Annotated in this window: 12 protein-coding genes and 1 tRNA gene; 11 read left to right on the plus strand and 2 right to left on the minus strand. The window is 59.6% G+C overall.

Annotated features, from left to right (window positions below; translation table 11 throughout):
* The first annotated feature begins 80 nt into the window (after nucleotides 1-80).
* From ACFOW6_RS03300 to ACFOW6_RS03330, 7 genes are all read left to right on the plus strand, one after another.
* Complete coding sequence (locus tag ACFOW6_RS03300) at nucleotides 81-1,052, plus strand: alpha/beta hydrolase (protein WP_382420902.1); 972 nt, start codon at nucleotides 81-83, stop codon at nucleotides 1,050-1,052.
* A 99-nt stretch (nucleotides 1,053-1,151) separates the two neighbouring features.
* A tRNA-Arg gene (locus tag ACFOW6_RS03305) sits at nucleotides 1,152-1,228 on the plus strand.
* Nucleotides 1,229-1,988: 760 nt separating this feature from the next.
* A complete protein-coding gene (locus ACFOW6_RS03310) occupies nucleotides 1,989-4,718 on the plus strand; it encodes a hypothetical protein (RefSeq protein WP_382420903.1) in 2,730 nt (909 codons plus the stop codon).
* A complete protein-coding gene (locus tag ACFOW6_RS03315) occupies nucleotides 4,715-5,710 on the plus strand; it encodes a hypothetical protein (RefSeq protein ID WP_382420904.1) in 996 nt (331 codons plus the stop codon). Before ACFOW6_RS03310 ends, ACFOW6_RS03315 begins: the two co-directional genes overlap by 4 nt.
* 1 nt (nucleotide 5,711) lies before the next feature.
* Nucleotides 5,712-9,017, plus strand: a complete 3,306-nt coding sequence (locus tag ACFOW6_RS03320; protein WP_382420905.1) for a DUF1156 domain-containing protein — start codon at nucleotides 5,712-5,714, stop codon at nucleotides 9,015-9,017.
* Nucleotides 9,017-9,538, plus strand: a complete 522-nt coding sequence (locus ACFOW6_RS03325; RefSeq protein WP_382420906.1) for a hypothetical protein — start codon at nucleotides 9,017-9,019, stop codon at nucleotides 9,536-9,538. The genes ACFOW6_RS03320 and ACFOW6_RS03325 overlap by 1 nt, the downstream gene beginning before the upstream one ends.
* A gap of 13 nt (nucleotides 9,539-9,551) precedes the next feature.
* Nucleotides 9,552-12,314 (plus strand): DEAD/DEAH box helicase, encoded by a 2,763-nt coding sequence (locus ACFOW6_RS03330; protein WP_382420907.1) that lies wholly within the window; start codon nucleotides 9,552-9,554, stop codon nucleotides 12,312-12,314.
* 77 nt (nucleotides 12,315-12,391) lie between these two features.
* Here ACFOW6_RS03330 and ACFOW6_RS03335 read toward each other — a convergent pair whose 3' ends face one another.
* Nucleotides 12,392-12,646 (minus strand): hypothetical protein, encoded by a 255-nt coding sequence (locus ACFOW6_RS03335; RefSeq protein ID WP_382420908.1) that lies wholly within the window; start codon nucleotides 12,644-12,646, stop codon nucleotides 12,392-12,394.
* Nucleotides 12,643-13,908 carry a Y-family DNA polymerase gene (locus ACFOW6_RS03340; RefSeq protein ID WP_382420909.1) on the minus strand — a complete coding sequence of 422 codons (1,266 nt, stop codon included), beginning with the start codon at nucleotides 13,906-13,908 and terminating at the stop codon, nucleotides 12,643-12,645. Before ACFOW6_RS03340 ends, ACFOW6_RS03335 begins: the two co-directional genes overlap by 4 nt.
* A 127-nt stretch (nucleotides 13,909-14,035) precedes the next feature.
* Here ACFOW6_RS03340 and ACFOW6_RS03345 point away from each other — a divergent pair, with 127 nt between their 5' ends.
* From ACFOW6_RS03345 to ACFOW6_RS03360, 4 genes are all read left to right on the plus strand, one after another.
* A complete protein-coding gene (locus ACFOW6_RS03345) occupies nucleotides 14,036-14,191 on the plus strand; it encodes a hypothetical protein (protein WP_382420910.1) in 156 nt (51 codons plus the stop codon).
* A 37-nt stretch (nucleotides 14,192-14,228) separates the two neighbouring features.
* Nucleotides 14,229-15,029: an enoyl-CoA hydratase gene (locus ACFOW6_RS03350; RefSeq protein WP_382420911.1), complete on the plus strand. Its 801-nt coding sequence runs from the start codon at nucleotides 14,229-14,231 to the stop codon at nucleotides 15,027-15,029.
* Nucleotides 15,030-15,049: 20 nt separating this feature from the next.
* Nucleotides 15,050-16,687: an acyl-CoA synthetase gene (locus tag ACFOW6_RS03355; RefSeq protein ID WP_382420912.1), complete on the plus strand. Its 1,638-nt coding sequence runs from the start codon at nucleotides 15,050-15,052 to the stop codon at nucleotides 16,685-16,687.
* A gap of 434 nt (nucleotides 16,688-17,121) precedes the next feature.
* Nucleotides 17,122-17,961 (plus strand): DUF6544 family protein, encoded by an 840-nt coding sequence (locus tag ACFOW6_RS03360; protein ID WP_382420913.1) that lies wholly within the window; start codon nucleotides 17,122-17,124, stop codon nucleotides 17,959-17,961.
* Nucleotides 17,962-18,035: the final 74 nt, after the last annotated feature.

Below are 18,035 nucleotides of genomic sequence, written 5' to 3' on the forward strand. Positions count from 1 at the left end.
GAGATATCTTTAGAACAGCGGAATTCAGTCAGGTGCCCAGGTATTCTTTCCATTCCGTCCTACTTGTTGCAGTGATGGCCATGTTTCTCTCCGCCTGCGCGCCGCGCAATGCGCCCCCGGGTCCGGGAGACACCGAGCCCGAGATCATGATCGGGGAGGACGGCGACAGCGGAACGCTGATCACCCAGGACGGCCTGAAGCTGCCGCTCAGGATCTGGATGCCCGAGGATCGCGCGCGCCCCGATGCGGTGGTTTTGGCCGTGCACGGCTTCAACGACTATTCCCATGCCTTCGAGAATGCCGGTGAGAACTTTGCCGAACAGGGGATCGCCGTCTATGCCTATGACCAGCGCGGCTTCGGCGAGGCGCCCCATCGCGGCCTCTGGCCGGGCAAGGAGGTCATGGCCGAGGACCTGCGCACGGCGGCCAACCTGCTGCGCCAGAGACATGCCGGCATCCCGTTGCACGTGCTCGGGGAGTCCATGGGCGGCGCCGTGGCGGTGCTGGCGGCCACCACGGACTCCGGCCTGCCCGCCGACAGCCTTGTGCTCTCCGCCCCGGCAGTCTGGGCGCGCAGCACCCAGCCCTGGTACCAACGCGTGGCCCTCTGGGCGGCCGTGCGCACCGTGCCCTGGTTCACCCCCTCGGGCGAGGGGCTGCAGCGCCAGGCCTCGGACAACATCGAGATGCTGCGCGAGTTGGGGCGCGACCCGTTGGTGCTCAAGCGCTCGCGGGTGGATGCCATCTATGGCTTGGTCAACCTGATGGATGCGGCCTTGGCGGCCGCGCCCGAACTGGAGATCCCGACCCTCGTGCTCTACGGCAAGAAGGACGAGATCGTGCCGCGCAAGCCGGTGGACCGCTTCTGGGAAGCACTGCCCAGCAACGAGGGGCATCGCTATGCGCTCTACGAGGACGGCTGGCACCTGCTGCTGCGCGACCTGCAGGCCGAGGTGGTGATCTCGGACATTGCCGCCTGGGTGGAGGAAGACGATCGCGACCGCCTGCCCTCCTCTGCCGAGGTGCTCACCAAGAAAATGCCGGCCTCCTGAGGGCACGCGAACTCCGGCTCGGCACACGACGCCTACGCTCTTGTTCTTTGGCGGAGCCTTGGGTAGTGTCGCGCGCATGAACGGCCGCCGTCCGTTCGCGGGCCCGTAGCTCAGCTGGATAGAGCGCTTCCCTCCGGAGGAAGAGGTCTGGGGTTCGAATCCCTACGGGCCCGCCATTTTCCAAAATGAAATCAGTGAATTAGACTGCCTCAGGGAACTGGTCCTGTCGTCATGTAAACCCCGGACTCAGGTCCAGTACATCCGCTGACGAATGGACGATCTCGAGTTCACGCTGTTGGTCTCGAGAGAGTTCCATCCTGCCACCCTATTCTGACAGGTCCACGAGGCACACTTCATTTTGGCCATTCCAGCATCTGGTTGGAATGCACGATCCTTTCATGCCAAGCCCACCGACGAAGCCGCTCAGGTCGTTCCGGCGCACCAGGGACAGCCGCACCCGCCCGCGGCAGCCGCGGGCCTTGCAGGGCGTCTCCTGCTCCAGTTCGGCGATGGACAGAAATTCCTGCTCCGGCGACACGCAGATGATCGCCCGCGTCAGGTAATGCGTATGCCCGCACTTGCGGCAACGCGCTTCCAGCGTCTGCTCGTCGGCCAGGTCGCCGACGCGGATGTTCTCCTTCCAGCCTCCTAATCGGAATCCGTGTTACACAGCACATCCCCAGCCACTCAAAGTTGGACCCTGAGGGACACCTCCACTACCATACCTGTAACATTCCGTATTGTTTAAGTCTTGAAGGAGGCATCTAGAATTACTGCTGCCGCCGATCATCGTATCATTGCCAATACGTTCAAGGTACACGTTCTTGACTACGTGAAGGTTATCATATCGCAATTAATGATTAGACCACCCTCATGAGTAGCGGTAGGAAGCATGAGCACGTTGGTAGAGATAATAGAAGATAGTTGGAGATTTTTATGCTTGGACTAAGCCTGCGAGATGAATTCAAGGGTCGTCGTCTTAAAGGTACGGCCATTGAATTGACGAATAAGAACAACACCGGCGCCACGCAGGTTTTGGCGTCCGATTTCCTGCGCATTACCTACCCATCTCACGATCTGCTAAAGGCCATTGAAGCCATTGGCCCTGATCAGGGACGCCCCGTCACACTAAAAGGCGAGAGGGGACAGGGCAAGTCGCACCTAATGGGCGTGCTCTACCATGCATTTACCGATCATTCGGCAACCGGGAACTGGCTGAATAACTGGTCCCACACCCTGGGCGACGCCAAGATCGGTGAAATTCCCTTGCGCGGTGGCATGCATGTCATCAGTGAAAGTTTGCACCGGCAACGCTACAAGTTTTTATGGGATCTTGTCTTCGATAACCACCCAAATGGCAATTACTGTCGTGGAAAATGGGAGGCGCTCGGCGATAAGAAGCCGGATGTACCAAGTGACGAGATATTACTGGAATTGTTCAAGCACACCCCAACGGCGTTGATCTTGGATGAATTCCAAACTTGGTATGACGGTCTAACCAATACCAAACAGTATCCATGGCGCACCTGGGCTTTTAACTTCATTCAGGTGCTTTCCGAGATTGCCATGGAGTACCCGGAGTATCTTGTACTGGTAGTTTCCGTGCGGAACGGCAATACCGACGCCTTCCAACAGATTCAACGGGTGAACCCCATCATCGTCGATTTTAAAGGCCCATCCGCCAAGACCGATCGCTTGCGGCTGTTGCTGCACCGCTTGTTCGAAAACCGAATTCAGGTAGATGCCGCAGCAATTCAAGAACTGGTAGAACCCCACGTGAACGAGTACTTCCGCCTCAAGAATATTGCCCCTGCGGAGCAGGAGAGGATTCGCGGGGAATTTATTGAGGCCTGGCCATATGCCCCACACCTCATGGATCTGCTGGAAGATCAGGTGCTGATTGCCACCAGTGCTCAGGGCACACGAGATCTGATCCGGATCCTTGCGGACCTTTTCAAGCACAACGGAGAAAAGCAGCCGATTCTGACTGCTGCGGATTTCCGGCTTGATGATGAGTACAGCGGGATCACTGCATTGCTCGACTCGGTGGCGAACCAACATCATGCCAAGCTGCGGGATAAGGCGCTACGCAATCTCGAAGCCGTTAATGATGCCATAGCCGGAAGCGGCCACAAGCTTCCCCACCTTGAAGAGATCATCGGAGCCTTATGGCTGCGCTCTCTGGCTGAAATCAATCAGGCGGGTGCTGATCGAGACACACTTCATGTCGATGTGACCCGCGACCAGCCAGTGGACGACAATGCCTTCCAGGTTGAACTAACCTCCATCGTGGAAAACAGCTTCAACATCCACGAAGACGGCAACCGGTTTATCTTTAGAGAAGAAGAAAACCCTCAGGCCAAGCTCATTGCCAGCGCACGCAATGAAAAGCTTTTTCAGAATGAGGAGGACCGCTGGCATCTTGCGAAAGAGGTCCGCTATGTCCTGGAAGGTGGCGGGGATGTGGAGCTCCCCCATAGAGTGATCGTCCTGCCCCAGGCGTGGAAAAATAACCCTTGGGAAAAGCTGGACGACAGTGATGCGCCAGCAAACTGGGGCAACCGCATTCCAATCGTTGTCCTGCCTGAATCACCAGCGAATACAGAAGCAGCACTGGGTGAATGGCTGAGAGATAACCTGCAAATCAACCGCAATGTGGTTCGCTTCCTCCTGCCCAGAGACGGTTCCAGCAATCTTTTCCTGGACCGTGACCTTCTCATATTGGCTCGCTGCGTCTATCTGGCTGAGCGCTGGAAGCAGGAAAATCCTGAATACGGCCGGCTGCAGACCAAATACCAGAAGGAGCTGCGCGACATCCTTAAGTTACGCTTTGATCGATTTGCCATCATTTCGAACTGGAATTTTCAGAAGCCGCAGAGCTGCCGCTTTTCCATCGAGAGTCACAAGGCTGAAGGTGCCAAAATTCCCGAGGCCGTTGACAAGGCCATCCGCGAGAATCTCTTCATGCCCGAGGATTTTGATGCGTTCATCCTGGCGGCTGCACCGAACAACGAACCCATCAGCAAACTGCTTCGGGAGCTGAGAGAGCCCCGCCCGGGCGGCGAGGACTGTATTCCCTGGCTTGGTGAAACGCTCGTCAAGGAGCGCATTGTTCGGCTGTGCGCCCGTGGTGAGGTCGCGATTAATCTACGCGGCATGGAATACCTGCAGGCCCACGATGGTGAGGATGAGGAAGCCGCGTTCAAGCGTATGCGCGGCAAAATCGGCACAGGCAAGCACCTGGAAGAAACCCATATCCTGCTTCCGCAGAACGTACCAGCCACCGGTGGGCTAACCCAGCCAGATCCCGGCCATCCGATGCCCCCCGGTGGAACGGTTTTTCCAGGGCAGCCGACCGGCGAGCATGGTGGTCTTGCCGATCCACCACAATCGGGCAAGCCTGGTGAGTCAGGCGCGCCAGGTCAACCGGCTCCTGGCAGCATCTTTGGCGGCGGCGGAGACTTTACACAGCTTTCCGCACCGGCAACGTCCTCATTGAACCTGCTGGGCAAGATCGAACAATGGGGCATCGGCACCGGTACGCAGCTTCGCGGGTTGACGCTCCGGGTGGATCAGTTGACCGGGGCACAGCTGCAGGAACTGATCCGCAAATTGCCGGATGGCATGACCTACGCGCTAGACCTGGAGAAGGAGGACGGGCAATGACCTTGCCGCTCCCGCTGGTGCAAACGCTGCAGAGCAGCTTGCCGAAAGATGCCTGGACGGCCATTCTTGAACATGCTTGGGAAATCTGCTCGCAAAGCCTTGTTCAGGGGCAAGCCGTCGCAGAAGTTTTGCGGCGCGACCGCACACTCGCTGATGTGGATCTCTATCTTGCCACAGCGGGCTGGGATCTGTGGTCACACTTCGAAGAAGTGGTCCCATGCACATCACAGGAGTTGGTTGGTTGGTGGAACGAGCATTCCCCTGGGCGAGCGATCCTGATTCTGGATGCATTCTCGTTGCGGGAGGCACCATGGATTTTGCACCAGGCAGAAGCGCACGGTTTCTACGTGCATCAGGCCCGCCCCACTGGTGCCGAGCTGCCGGCGGATACCACGCCTTTCTCCAAGGCCTTGGGCTTTCCTCAGCGCTCTGCGCTGAGTAACAACGGGGCGGGGAATGCTCACGCCTTTCCCGGCGCCCGCACGGAGTCAGTGGACATCGCTTGGGCGGATTGTGCGGCGCTGATTGGCTCCGAGCCGGACTGGATATTCTGGCACCACTGGCCGGATCACCGCCTCCATGATCACGACGCTCCTGGCAAGGGGCTGCAAACACTGACCAAGGAAGTGGAGGAACACCTCAGCAGCGACGCCTTCTGGTCATTGGTCGAGCGGCTGGCCACCGGGCGGCGTCTCATCATCACCGCCGACCATGGTTATGCCGCAAGTGGGCAGTTCATCGATAGCGACGCCGAGCAGTCGGACTACCTGAAGGAGCGCTATAAGAGCGGCCGCGCCATTCCCGGCGATGACCTTGCCGGCGCCTGGGTGCCGCCGATTGATCTGGCCATCGAAAGCGCTCATGGGCGACATCTCTATGTCAACGGCCGGCGGAAATGGAAAAGTCAGGGCGGCTATCCCACGCTCACCCACGGTGGCCTGAGTGTACTGGAGGTCGCCGTGCCGTTTATCGAACTCAGCAGGAAAAAATAACATGGCGGACAATAAGCCCTGGAAAGCTAGAGGCATGAACAAGGCGGACTGGCTGGCCGAGGAAATGGCCAAGGCGGTCGGGGCCGGACAAAACTGGCAGTTTGATACGGTGGATTTTTCTGACCCGAATCGCCCGCCAACGTGCATTGAGGTCGATTTTCCGATAGTCCCGATAAACGCGATTGCTAAAATTGAGTCGTCTTCGGGGGCTGGAAGGAAGGCGATATACACGATGAATAAGTGGTGGGCTCGGCGACCCTCGAGTGTGTTTCGAGGGATGCTCCTCGCTTCCACCATCAAGGCCCCGGATGATCCGGCCGAAGCCGCCAAGTTCGTCTGGGACGCCTACTACGGCAATCACCAACGCAAAGGCGCCTTCAAGCACCTGAAGTTGGCCGACATCTTCATGGGCGGTGGCACCACCGTCGTGGAAGGTTCCCGCCTTGGCATGCAGATGGTCGGCAACGAGCTCAACCCGGTGGCGTGGTTCGTGGTCAAGAACGAGCTGGCCCAGGTGGACAAGGGCGAGGTTGAAGCGCTGCTGGCGGAGATCGAGGCCGAAGTCAAACCGCAGATCATGCCCTTCTACGCCTGCGAGTGCCCGCGTGGCCACAAGGGGCAGTGGACCCGCATCAGTACCGGCGAGGTCATGGGTGAGGACTTCGATCCCCTGACATTGTCGCCGCTGGAGCGTAAGGATTACCGCTACCACGGCCCGGAAATCATCTACAGCTTCTGGGCCAAGCACGGCCCCTGCCAGGTGACAGGATGCGATCATCGCACGCCGATCATGACCAGCCCTGTCATGGCGGTGAAAACCCTTTCGGTGAAGGCTTGGTCCCGCACCTGTTCCCATTGCGGTGAACATTACGATCTGGAAGAACGGGATGCGCGCATGGCGCCCGCCGTTTCGCTCGTTGTGGCGAATACGGAACGCCCCTTCGCCGTTGCTCAGCTCAATCAATACAGCGGCGAGCCGGAAAGCGCCGAGTGCCCTTGCTGCGGCAAGACCGAGCGCTTCGGCAAGCTGGGTAAGGGCAAGCGCAAGAAGGTGGAGCTGTCACTGCTGGTGCATCCCCAGTGGCTGGAGGGCGAGGCTTCCCGGGACGAGCAGGGTCGTCCCTACGGCGGCAGCGTTGAGGACCCGGTGGAAGCCTCAATGCGCTGGAACCAGGCCAGGGCGCAGACCTGCAAGTTGATCGAGGTGCGCGGCAAGCTGCCCGAATCGGTCACCTGTCCGGACACCGGCATTGTCATCCTGACCGGCAACGATGGCGGCACGGTGCCTAAACGCAGCAATTACGCCTGTGGTGCCTGTGGCACGGTTCAGGGGGTTATGAAGACAATTAAGGCCTCGAGGAAAACCTCTCCAGAGGCTGTCTACGCCCAGCAAGGCTACTGCCCACACTGCGATGACGAGGGACAAGCCTACGGTGGCCGATTCTTCATTGAGGGCCGTGATCCGTCCACATTTGATGCCGCCTGCCAAGAATGGGAGAACCGAAGAGAGGCGGATTTGGTGGATTATTGGCCACGGAGTGAGGTGCCCTACGGTTTCATGACGGCCATCGCTAATAGTGACCTTCGTGAGAACTACGGATACACCCATTGGTGGAAAATGTTCAATCCGCGGCAGTTACTCGTCATCAGTCAGTTGCTTAAAGCAACTTGGTCAAATGAGGAAGAGCATGAGTTGTCGACACGATTGTACTGTCTTTCAGCCATTCATCGTTATATCCAGCATAACAATATGCTCTGCTTTTGGGACTTGCAACAGGACTGCCTCGCTCCAAGTCTAAGCAACTCAAATTTCCATCCCAAAAACACGATGGCGGAGAATAGTGTTTTCGCCCATCTTGGAAGAGGTAATTATAAATCATCAGTTTCTACCTTGATAGAAACGTATGATTGGAAAGAGAATCCTTCTGATCTAGTAAGTACTGATTGGGTTGCACATAAGCGTCGCGACATCGAAAAATTCCTGACAGGCAAAAGCCAGAAGGTGTGCAATGGGGAACAGCTGGTCGGAAATGCTGAAATCATATGTTCGTCATCCACTGATTTGGCTCGCTTAGAGGATGGGTCGTTCGATGTTGTAATCACGGACCCTCCGTTTGGCGGCCTGCTCCATTACTCCGAGCTTTCCGACTTCTTCTATGTCTGGCTGCGCCTGGCGTTGAAGGATCGCTATCCCGAGTACTTCGGGCCGGAGTACACACCCAAGACACTGGAAGCAGTGGCAAACCGGGCGCGACACCCGGGGCGGGATGAAGAAACAGGCCTGGAGAACGCTGACCGCTTTTACCAGCGCCTGCTCACCGAATGTTGGCGCGAGGCCAGTCGGATTCTCAAACCGGGTGGCCTGCTGAGCTTCACTTTCCACCACAGTGAAGATGCGCCCTGGGTGTCCGTGCTCGAATCGCTGTTTGATGCAGGCTTCTACCTGGAGGCAACCTATCCCATCCGCAGCGATGAAACCAAGGGCTCAGGCGAGTTCGGCTCTCGCAAGATCGAATACGACATCATTCATGTCTGCCGCAAGCGCATCGAGAACCCCAAAGCGATTTCCTGGGCCAAGCTGCGACGGCAGGTGCTGCGCGATGTGCGTGATCTGCAAGACCTGCTGGAACATCACCAGGAAGAAGGCTTGCCGGAGGCCGATGTGCAGGTTATTCGGCGCGGCAAGGCGTTGGAGTATTTCTCCCGCCACTACGGCCAGGTTTACAAGGACCAAGACACGCCGATGACGGTGCTGGAGGCCTTGTTGGGCATCAATCAGCTGCTGGACGAGGAGGCAGGTGGTATCAAGGAGCCGCCGCCCCATAACGCCGAACCCTTCACGCGCATGTTGCTGCGTCTATTCGATGGCATTAATCAGTTGCCGCGAGACCAGTTGCAGAAATTTCTACGCGGAACAGGCATCGGGCCATCGGATTTTGCGAGCCGAGGTTGGGTTTACGAAGAGAGGAAGATCTTCCATCTCACCTCGCCGCTGCAATTGGCGCAGGGTTGGATCGGCAGGCACCGACGGGGAATGCAAAGCGATTACGAGCAGGCCATGTTTTTGATCGGCGCCTGTTTCGAAGGCAGCGGGATCAACGCCAGCGAGACTCTGAACAACAACAATTTCAAACCGCACCCGGCCTTGGGAGCAATCCTGACCTGGTTCAAGACCCGTGGGGCCGATTCGCCCACCCGCAATGCGGCCACCACCGCCGCATCGCTCTACCAGACCTGGGCGTCGCGCAACCAGGAGAAGGTCAAACAGCTCAACCTGTTTGAGCGCATGGGCGAAGAGGAGGACTGATGGTCAGGACACGCTTCAATCAAGGCTGGCCGCGCCGCGGCATTGCGCTGCTTTGGGACGCCGGCATTCTGGCCAACCTGAATACGCCTGAAGAGGTGGTGTCATTGCGTCAATTCTTCACCATGACCGATGATTGGCCAGATGATTTACCCGCTGCAGATAGCGATGCCCTCGTAGTTGCGGGGCTGGAGGGCTGCCTGGATGTGCTAGATGGCGAGGATGCCAGAGGCTGGCTGGAAACCGACCTGAAAGAGGCCTTGCTGTCGTTCCAGGATTTCTACCAGGGGCAGGCTGGGTTGATCTTCTGGATGCCGAGCGGTCGCAATCGCATCAGCATGAAAGGCGCCAGCGAGGCCTATTACTGGCGCCATCGTCATTCGGGACCGGAGGGCCTGCCCATTGGTCGCCTGCTTTTCTCCGGCGCGGAAAATGAGGTCGAGCGTTTACTCAATACGGACGACCCGAATGCCGATTATGACGGCAAGCACTGGGCGGGCCTGCACCATCCGCGGATCAGCTAGGAAGGTGCTAGCCATGACCGAGCCCAGCCTCCATCCGGGTCAGCGGGTACTGCATACCGAGTTTGGCGAAGGCGTGGTGATTCAACTCACCGCCAACGGCTATGTGCGCGCCTTTTTTCCGAGCGGCGAGCGTCAGGTTTTCGGTGAATCGCTGCGCCCGGCTACGAGTCGGGCCGAGCAGATCATCGCCCACGTGGATGGCGGTGCGCATCGCTTGCGTGATGCCTGGCTGCATGTGGAAGCACACGCGCTGCCGCTGATGGAGAACGCGGCGGCACTGACATCGGCACGCATCGACCTGTTGCCGCACCAAGTGGTGCTGACACACCAGGTGGCAACGACTGCACCCCGACGCTTTCTGGTCGCCGATGAGGTGGGTTTGGGAAAGACCATCGAGATCGCTCTGATTCTGCGCGAGCTGGCCAGCCGCGGTGAGTTGGACCGTGCCTTGATGGTAGTCCCGGCAGGGTTGGTCAACAACTGGCATCGAGAGTTGAACGAGGTCTTCAACCTGGATTTCGAGGTGTTCGGCGCCGAAGGCGATGTGACCGATCGCCGAAGCAACGCCTTCGCCAAGCATAATCGCCTGATTGCCAGCGTGGACACGTTGAAGCGCCGGGCACGGATCAGCCGATTGAAGGAAGCGCCGCCATGGGACTTGGTGGTGTGCGATGAAGCGCACCACCTGTCGGCTTACCGGAATGGCCGCAAGGTGAGAAAGACCGAGAACTACAAGCTGGCTGAAGCGCTGCGTGACCATACCCGAGATCTGATTTTGCTCTCGGCTACACCGCATCAGGGGGATCATTTCCGCTTCTGGATGCTGATCCAGTTGCTAAATCCGACGCTATTCAAGAGCCCCGAGGAGATGGTGGACGAGCGCCATCGTCTCAACGAGGTAGTCTATCGGCGTACCAAAGCCGATGCCTGTACGGCGGACGGTTCGCCGCTATTCGCGCGGCGCTGGGTCCACACCGAATCCTTCACCATGAGTGCGGCGGAAAAGGCCTTTTACGCCAAGCTCCGAGAGTACCTGATCGACGGGTTCAATCTCGCAAAGCAGCAGGGTAACCAAGGCCGCGCCCTGGGCTTTGTGATGACCATCTTCCAGAAGATTGCTGCTTCCAGCTTTGCGGCTGTGCGCAGTACCTTGCTGCACCGCCAGTTGGCTCTGACTATTCACGAGGCCATTCTGAAAGATGAAGCGCTCGATATTGACGGTCACCAGGCACTGATGGAGGAAGCGCGCCAGTTGATCCATCAGCACAGCGGTCTGGCCGATGATGCCGTAGGCCGAGGTGAGGTCGATCGTGTCCTAGCAGATCTCAAGCTCCGTTTGATTCGCAAGCTTGATGAGGACCGGCTGGCGGCAGTGGCTTCGTCTGAATCCGCAGAAATGGTAACCGCAGAAGGCGAGGAGGCCGCGACGACAGCAGTAGAGCTGTCCTTGCCGGAAGAAAGGCTGCGCATCGCGGATTTACTCAAGGTGTTCCCGCAGGAGCGGGAAACCAAGGTCGACAAGCTGTTGCGCGGACTTGGGGCCTTGTGGGAACAGAATCCGAACGAGAAGGTGGTCATATTCGCGACTTACCTAGCGACGGTGGATCTACTGGCCAGAGAGATCAACACCGCTTATCCAGGTCAAGGGGTGGTAGTGCTGCGCGGAGGCGATCACGGCACGAAGCTGGCAGCAGAAAGACGGTTTAGGAGGCCCGATGGTCCGAGGGTGTTGATCTGTACCGCAGCGGGCCGAGAGGGAATCAACCTGCAATTCAGCCGGGTACTGTTCAATTTCGACCTGCCCTGGAATCCAATGGATGTCGAGCAGCGGATCGGGCGCATCCATCGCTACGGGCAAAAGGAGACCGCGCAGGTCTACAACCTGGTGCTTTCCGACACCATCGAAGGCCGGATCTTCCTGATGCTCACCGACAAGCTCCAGGAGATTGCACGCGCCTTGGGCAAGGTAGACGAACAGGGAAACATTGCCGAAGATCTGCGCGGTCAGATTCTTGGTCAGCTTACCGACCGATTGAGTTATGACCAGCTTTATCGGGAAGCACTTTCCGATCCCGAACTGAAGCGGACTCGCCAGGAACTGGAAGCAGCGATGAACAATGCCAGCGAGGCACGCAAGGTAGTGTTCGAGCTGTTTCAGGATTTGGACCAATTTAGTCTTGATGATTATAAGCCGCTTGCGAACATTGACGAAGGCAAGTCTCGCATTACAACGTTCTTGCAAGCTGCCGTTGAGCGAAATGGTGGCAGTTTTCAGCAAATCGATGATCTGCGTTTCAAAATCACCGCGGAAGCAAATTCAGTACCAATGATTTGCACGTTTGACCGTGATCTTGCACAGCAGAATGAGCAGCTGGAGCTGATTGGTATTGACCACCCGCTCATTAATCGCCTTCTGAACCAATGGCGCTCAACGGAAGCATCCTCGTTAGGCGCTACGGCTAATGTTAATATCAAGCAGGCAGTCGCACTCAGCATCTGGTTGGTGCAGTCCTTTGGCTCCAAACAAGATGCAGGCTCCCATCTGGTTCCTATTGCTGTGGATCGAACGGGCAAGCGCATGCCGAGCATCGAAAAGCAGTACCTCGAATGCCTCCAGGCCCCGACTGGTCAGCCTCAATTTCAAGCTAAGGAACGAGCAGCCCTACTTCATGAGCATATCGAGCCAATGTTGCAGCGAGAACTGGGTCATCGCGGAATTGCGAATCCGGATAAAGGCTACTCAACGGAAATGCTTGCCTGGGTAGAGATGGACTGACCTCGAGGCATGGCCTGGTCAGCCAAATGCACTGAGAAATGACAGCCAAAAAAAACTGTTCGGCACACTGCCTGGGGTCACGCAAGCCCACCGACGAAGCCGCTCAGGTCGTTCCGGCGCACCAGGGACAGCCGCACCCGCCCGCGGCAGCCGCGGGCCTTGCAGGGCGTCTCCTGCTCCAGTTCGGCGATGGACAGAAATTCCTGCTCCGGCGACACGCAGATGATCGCCCGCGTCAGGTAATGCGTATGCCCGCACTTGCGGCAACGCGCTTCCAGCGTCTGCTCGTCGGCCAGGTCGCCGACGCGGATGTTCTCCTTCCAGCCGCTCACCAGAAGTCCTCCGCCGATGGCACGCGCGTATAGCTGATCTTGCCGCCCACGTGGCCGCCCTGGGGCGGGTTCCAGTGGCCCAGGCTGACCACGGTGCCGGCATAGCGCGCGTTCAGTTCGTCGATGGCCTGGCTGATCCGCTCCCAGCGCTGGCGCACCCTGTCGTCGCGCTGCAGCAGGTCGAGCTGGCGTTCGCTTGCGGGCGAGAGGTCATAGAGCGTCACGCCCACGCGGAAGATCATCACCCCACGGGGATAGGCCTGCTCCACCTGCTTCCAGAGCCCGGACAACGCCGAGAGAACGGCCTGGTCGTCGCGCACGATGGGCAGGTGCGTCTTGCCGAGCCAGGTTCCGTCGCGGACGGACAGCCAGAGCCAGAGCCCGCCGGCATAGTAGTTCTCGCGCCGCAGGCGCCGCGCCGCCTTGGTCAGCAGCAGGCGGGAGATCTCGCGCGCGGCGGGGATCGTGCGCGACTCCGGCGGCAGGACACGGCCGTGGCCGAACATGCCGCGCGCGGCCGGCTGGGCCTGGATGTCATAGCCGTGCAGCGCGTACCACAGGCGCTCGCCGGTCACGTTGCCCCAGAGCTTGCGCATCTGCTTGGGCTGCAGGGCATGGAGCTCTTCCGTGGTGACCACGCCGGCGCACTGAAGACGCGCCCTCATGTTGCTGCCGACGCCCGGGATGTCGGCAAGCGGCACGGCAAACAACGGGGCCGGCATGTCCTCCGGGTGCCATACGGCCAGCCCGTCGCCATAACGGCCCTCGCTGTGCTTGCCTTCCTTGCAGGCGATCTTCGCCAGCTGCCGGTTGGCCGCAAAGCCGATGGAGCAGGTGATCCAGGGGCCGATGTTATCCCGGATCGCCGCCTTGACCCGGCGCGCCAGGTCCGCCGGGTCCTGCCGGTCGGCGACGTCGAGGCGGCAGGTCAGCTCGTCGATGGACTTGGCGGCATCGATGGGAATGACGGTCTCGATCTCCGAGAGCAGGGCATTGTGCGCCCGGCGATAGAGGTCGGGTTTCTGGGGCACCAGGACCAGGCCGGGGCATTGCCGCCGGGCCTCGCGCACCGGCATGACGTTCTTGACGCCCCGGGCCTTGGCTTCCCGCGAACAGGCAATCACCGTCGTCCGGTCGGTGCCGTCGAAGGGAACGATACCGATGGGTCGGCCGCGCAGGCGCCTGTCCGCCTGTTGCTCGACGGCCGCAAAGAAGCCGTCGAAATCCAGATAAAGCCGCTCGATGGTCTCCGGTTTGCGCATGATGCCTCTGTTCCTTGGATGAGAACATATAGAGAACATTCATGTGCGACCCGGAGTCAAGGGCTTCGCGTCAAGGCACTCAGAGCCAGGCCCGGGGCACAGCAATGCCAAGCGCGCCAGGGGACAGATGTCGCTCGCACGCATCGACCTTCATCCGGGTGTTCACTTTGACAGCGGCTTCACGGTAGAGTCGGCGAAACTGGAAGAGATGCAGGACCGCGCGCACCGCGACTGCCTCATCGCCAACAGCCTGGCGGACAGCGTCGAGATCAACATCCTTTAGTTCCGACGCACTTTAGTTCCGACGAAGGAGCCGAGCCTTGACCGAAAGCGAAATCCTCTCCCGCGAGCTGGATGCGGACGGCATCCTGCGCCTTACCCTGAACGACCCCGGACGACGCAACGCGCTGTCCGAAGCAATGCTGACGGACCTGGGTGTGGCCATTGCCGAAGCCGGTGCCGACAGCTCTGTCCGGGTCATCATTCTCGCCGCGAACGGCCCGGCCTTCTGTGCCGGTCACGACCTGAAGGAAATGACGGCGGGTCGCGCCAAGCCTGATGGCGGGCGGGCCTATTTTGCACAGATCATGGAAACCTGCTCTGACGTCATGCAGGGTATCGTGGCCTGCCCGAAACCGGTCATTGCCGAGGTCGCAGGAGTCGCGACTGCGGCCGGCTGTCAGCTTGTGGCCAGTTGCGATCTGGCCATCGCGGCGGAAACGGCCCAGTTCGGCACGCCCGGTGTCCGTATCGGCCTGTTCTGCTCCACGCCCATGGTCGCCCTCTCGCGCAATGTCGGAAACAAGCACGCCATGGAGATGCTGCTGACGGGGGACATGGTTTCGGCGGCACGTGCGGCAGAGATCGGGCTGGTCAACAAGGCGGTTCCTCCCGATGCCCTGCACGAGGCGACGCTCGACATGGCACGCAAGATCGCGTCCAAGTCCAGCATGACACTCGCCACGGGCAAGCGCGCCTTCTACGCTCAGCGAGAGATGTCCCTGGCCGAGGCCTATGACTATGCCTCGAAGGTGATGGTCGAGAACATGCTGGCCGGCGATGCCCGGGAAGGCATCGAGGCCTTCATCGAGAAGCGTGAGCCCCAATGGACTGATTCATGAGGGACAGGATGCATGATCCGATGCAGCCGAATCCTTACAACACCGGACTGGACCGCACCCCCGCGAATCATCAGCCCCTGACCCCGCTGACCTTCCTGGCGCGCGCGGCCGACGTCTTTCCGGATCATACGGCGATCATCCACGGCCCCCTCCGCCGCAGTTATGCCGCGTTCTACAGCCGTTCGCGACAACTCGCCTCCGCCCTGGCGCAGAAGGGGATCGGGCGCGGCGATACGGTGTCCGCGCTGCTGGCGAACACCCCGGCCATGCTCGAATGCCACTATGGCGTTCCGATGTGCGGCGCAGTCTTGCACTCCATCAATACCCGTCTCGATGCCGCCACCATCGCCTTTCAGCTCGATCACGCCCTGTCGAAGATCGTCATCGTGGATCGCGAGTTCATGCCGCTGATGCAGGAGGCGCTGGCCCGCGCGGAAGCCGATCCGTTCGTGATCCAGTACGACGATCCCGAGTTCGACGGCCCCGGGACCTCTGTCGATGCGATCGACTACGATGCGTTCCTGGCCGGTGGAGATCCCGAATTTGCCTGGCTCATGCCCGAGGACGAGTGGGACGCGATCTCCATCAACTACACCTCCGGCACCACGGGCGATCCCAAGGGCGTGGTCTCGCATCACCGCGGCGCCTACCTTCTGGCGCAGGGCAATGCACTGACGGCATCGATGGGCAAACACGCCGTCTATCTCTGGACGCTGCCGATGTTCCACTGCAACGGCTGGTGCTTTCCCTGGACGCTGTCAACGATCATCGGCACGCATGTCTGCCTGCGGCAGGTGCAAGCCGAGCCGATCTGGAACGCTCTTGCTGACCACGGCGTCACCCATCTCTGTGGCGCGCCTGTCGTCATGTCGCTGATGATCTCGGCTCCGGAGGCCAGCAAGCGCCGGCTGGATCACAGCGTGCAGTTCCTGACCGCAGCCGCACCGCCGCCCGAAAGAGTTCTGACGGACATGAAGGCAGCCGGCTTCGAAGTGACGCATCTCTATGGGCTGACGGAAACCTACGGTCCTGCCGTCGTGAATGACTGGCACGAAGACTGGTCGGCTCTGCCAGCGCCCGAACAGGCCAGGCTCAAGGCCCGTCAGGGTGTGCGCTACCTGCCGCTGGAGCAGCTGGATGTCCTCGACCCAGAAACGATGCAGCCGGTGCCGCGCGATGGCGAGACCATGGGCGAGGTCATGTTTCGCGGCAACGTCGTGATGAAGGGCTATTTCCGCAATCCCGAGGCCACGCAGAAGGCCTTCGCGGGTGGCTGGTTCCATTCCGGCGATCTCGGCGTCATGCACCCGGATGGCTACATCCAGCTCAAGGATCGTTCGAAGGACATCATCATCTCGGGCGGCGAGAACATCTCCTCCATCGAGATCGAGGAAGTGCTCTACCGGCACCCTGCCGTCAAGGTTGCCGCCGTCGTGGCCATGCCGCACGACAAATGGGGGGAAACACCCTGTGCCTTCATCGAACTGGGCGGAGGCGAACAGGCGGATGCCGAAACGCTGCGCGAGTGGTGCCGCGCCCATTTGGCCCGCTACAAGGTGCCAGGCCACTTCGTCTTCAAGCCGATCCCGCGGACCTCGACCGGAAAAATCCAGAAATTCGCCCTTCGCGAGCAGGCCCGGGAATTCGCGAACCAATGAAGCCGCCTTGGCGAAAGGCATAACCTCTGATCCGCGTTCTTGCGAAAGAGGCTGTTCTGTCGGCCAGCTGCGCGGCCCCCGAAGCAATGCTGATCGCAACGCACATGAAGGCGGTCAGTCCGATAATTCGCAGAGGCTCGGCACTGCGATCACGGGTGGGCCCGTTCCACCTTGAAGGTACGGGCATATGCGGCCGTCTGCATCTTTGAAGCGGCTGCGGACTCTGTCTGCTACCTGGACGACGAACCATTATCCATAGAGCCGCTCAACCCCAATCACCCAGGGGATAGACGTAGCACCGGACGGATTTGCCAATTTCAGGTTTGCCCGATACCGTGCCATTCGCCGCTTCGAACGATAACTATAAATTGTTATTCATTATAAGTCTCGAGCCTGATGGCCAGCGCCGGGAAGACTTGGGGAGAAGGGCTGTAATGAACTTCATCTTCGCATTTTTTGCAGCGTTGGTTCTCGGCCTCATTTCCCTGATGGTCCTGTCGCTGCTGGATCGACGGGCTGATCGTTCTGAGTGGAACAGGCTGGCTGCGCTACAACCTGAGGATCCTGAGATCTTCGATCCGGAGATGTTGGCCGACCTGCCCAGACCTGCCCAACGATACTTCGCTTATACCATTTTTACGGGAGCGCCGCTTCTGCCAGTCGCTGTTATCGAGATGACGGGTCAGTTCAGCCTTGGGACCAAAAACGAGCCGCACTATCAGCCGATGGAAGCGCGCCAAATCCTCGCTGCGCCCGAGGGTTTTGTTTGGTCGATGCGCATGCGCGGGGGCATGCCCGTATCGGGATCGGATTCGGCCAGCTGGACACGGTTCCGGGTATTCGGATTGATCCCTGTCGCGCGCTGCGGCGGTGATCCCGACCATACCCGCTCAGCCTTCGGGCGCTATGTCGCGGAGGCCGTAATCTGGGCGCCTGCGGCGCTGTTGCCCGGACCGGGCATTACATGGTCAGCAGTGGACCAGGATACCGCCCGCGTGACCATTACGCATGGGGAACTCGAACAGGCGGTCGATGTCACCGTCGATCAGGAGGGGCGCCCTGTTGAAGTTTCATTTCAGCGCTGGAGCAACGCAAACCCGGGCAAGGTACACAGGCTGCAGCCCTTCGGCGCCTTCATGTCGGACTTCCGTGAGGTGGATGGCTACCGCCTGCCATTCCGGGTCGAGGCCGGCAACATGTTTGGCACTGATAAGTATTTCCCCTTCTATCTCGCAAACGTCACCGACATCAGGTTGCCAGAGGTGCAGCCGTGACCTTTGTAATCCTGGCTGTTGCAGGTCGCGCTGCTGGCGCTAATCGCGTGGCTGTTCTTCCTGCTCGCCGGCAA

The sequence above is a fragment of the Fodinicurvata halophila genome, assembly GCF_042651425.1.
Classification (GTDB): domain Bacteria; phylum Pseudomonadota; class Alphaproteobacteria; order Kiloniellales; family DSM-21159; genus Fodinicurvata; species Fodinicurvata halophila.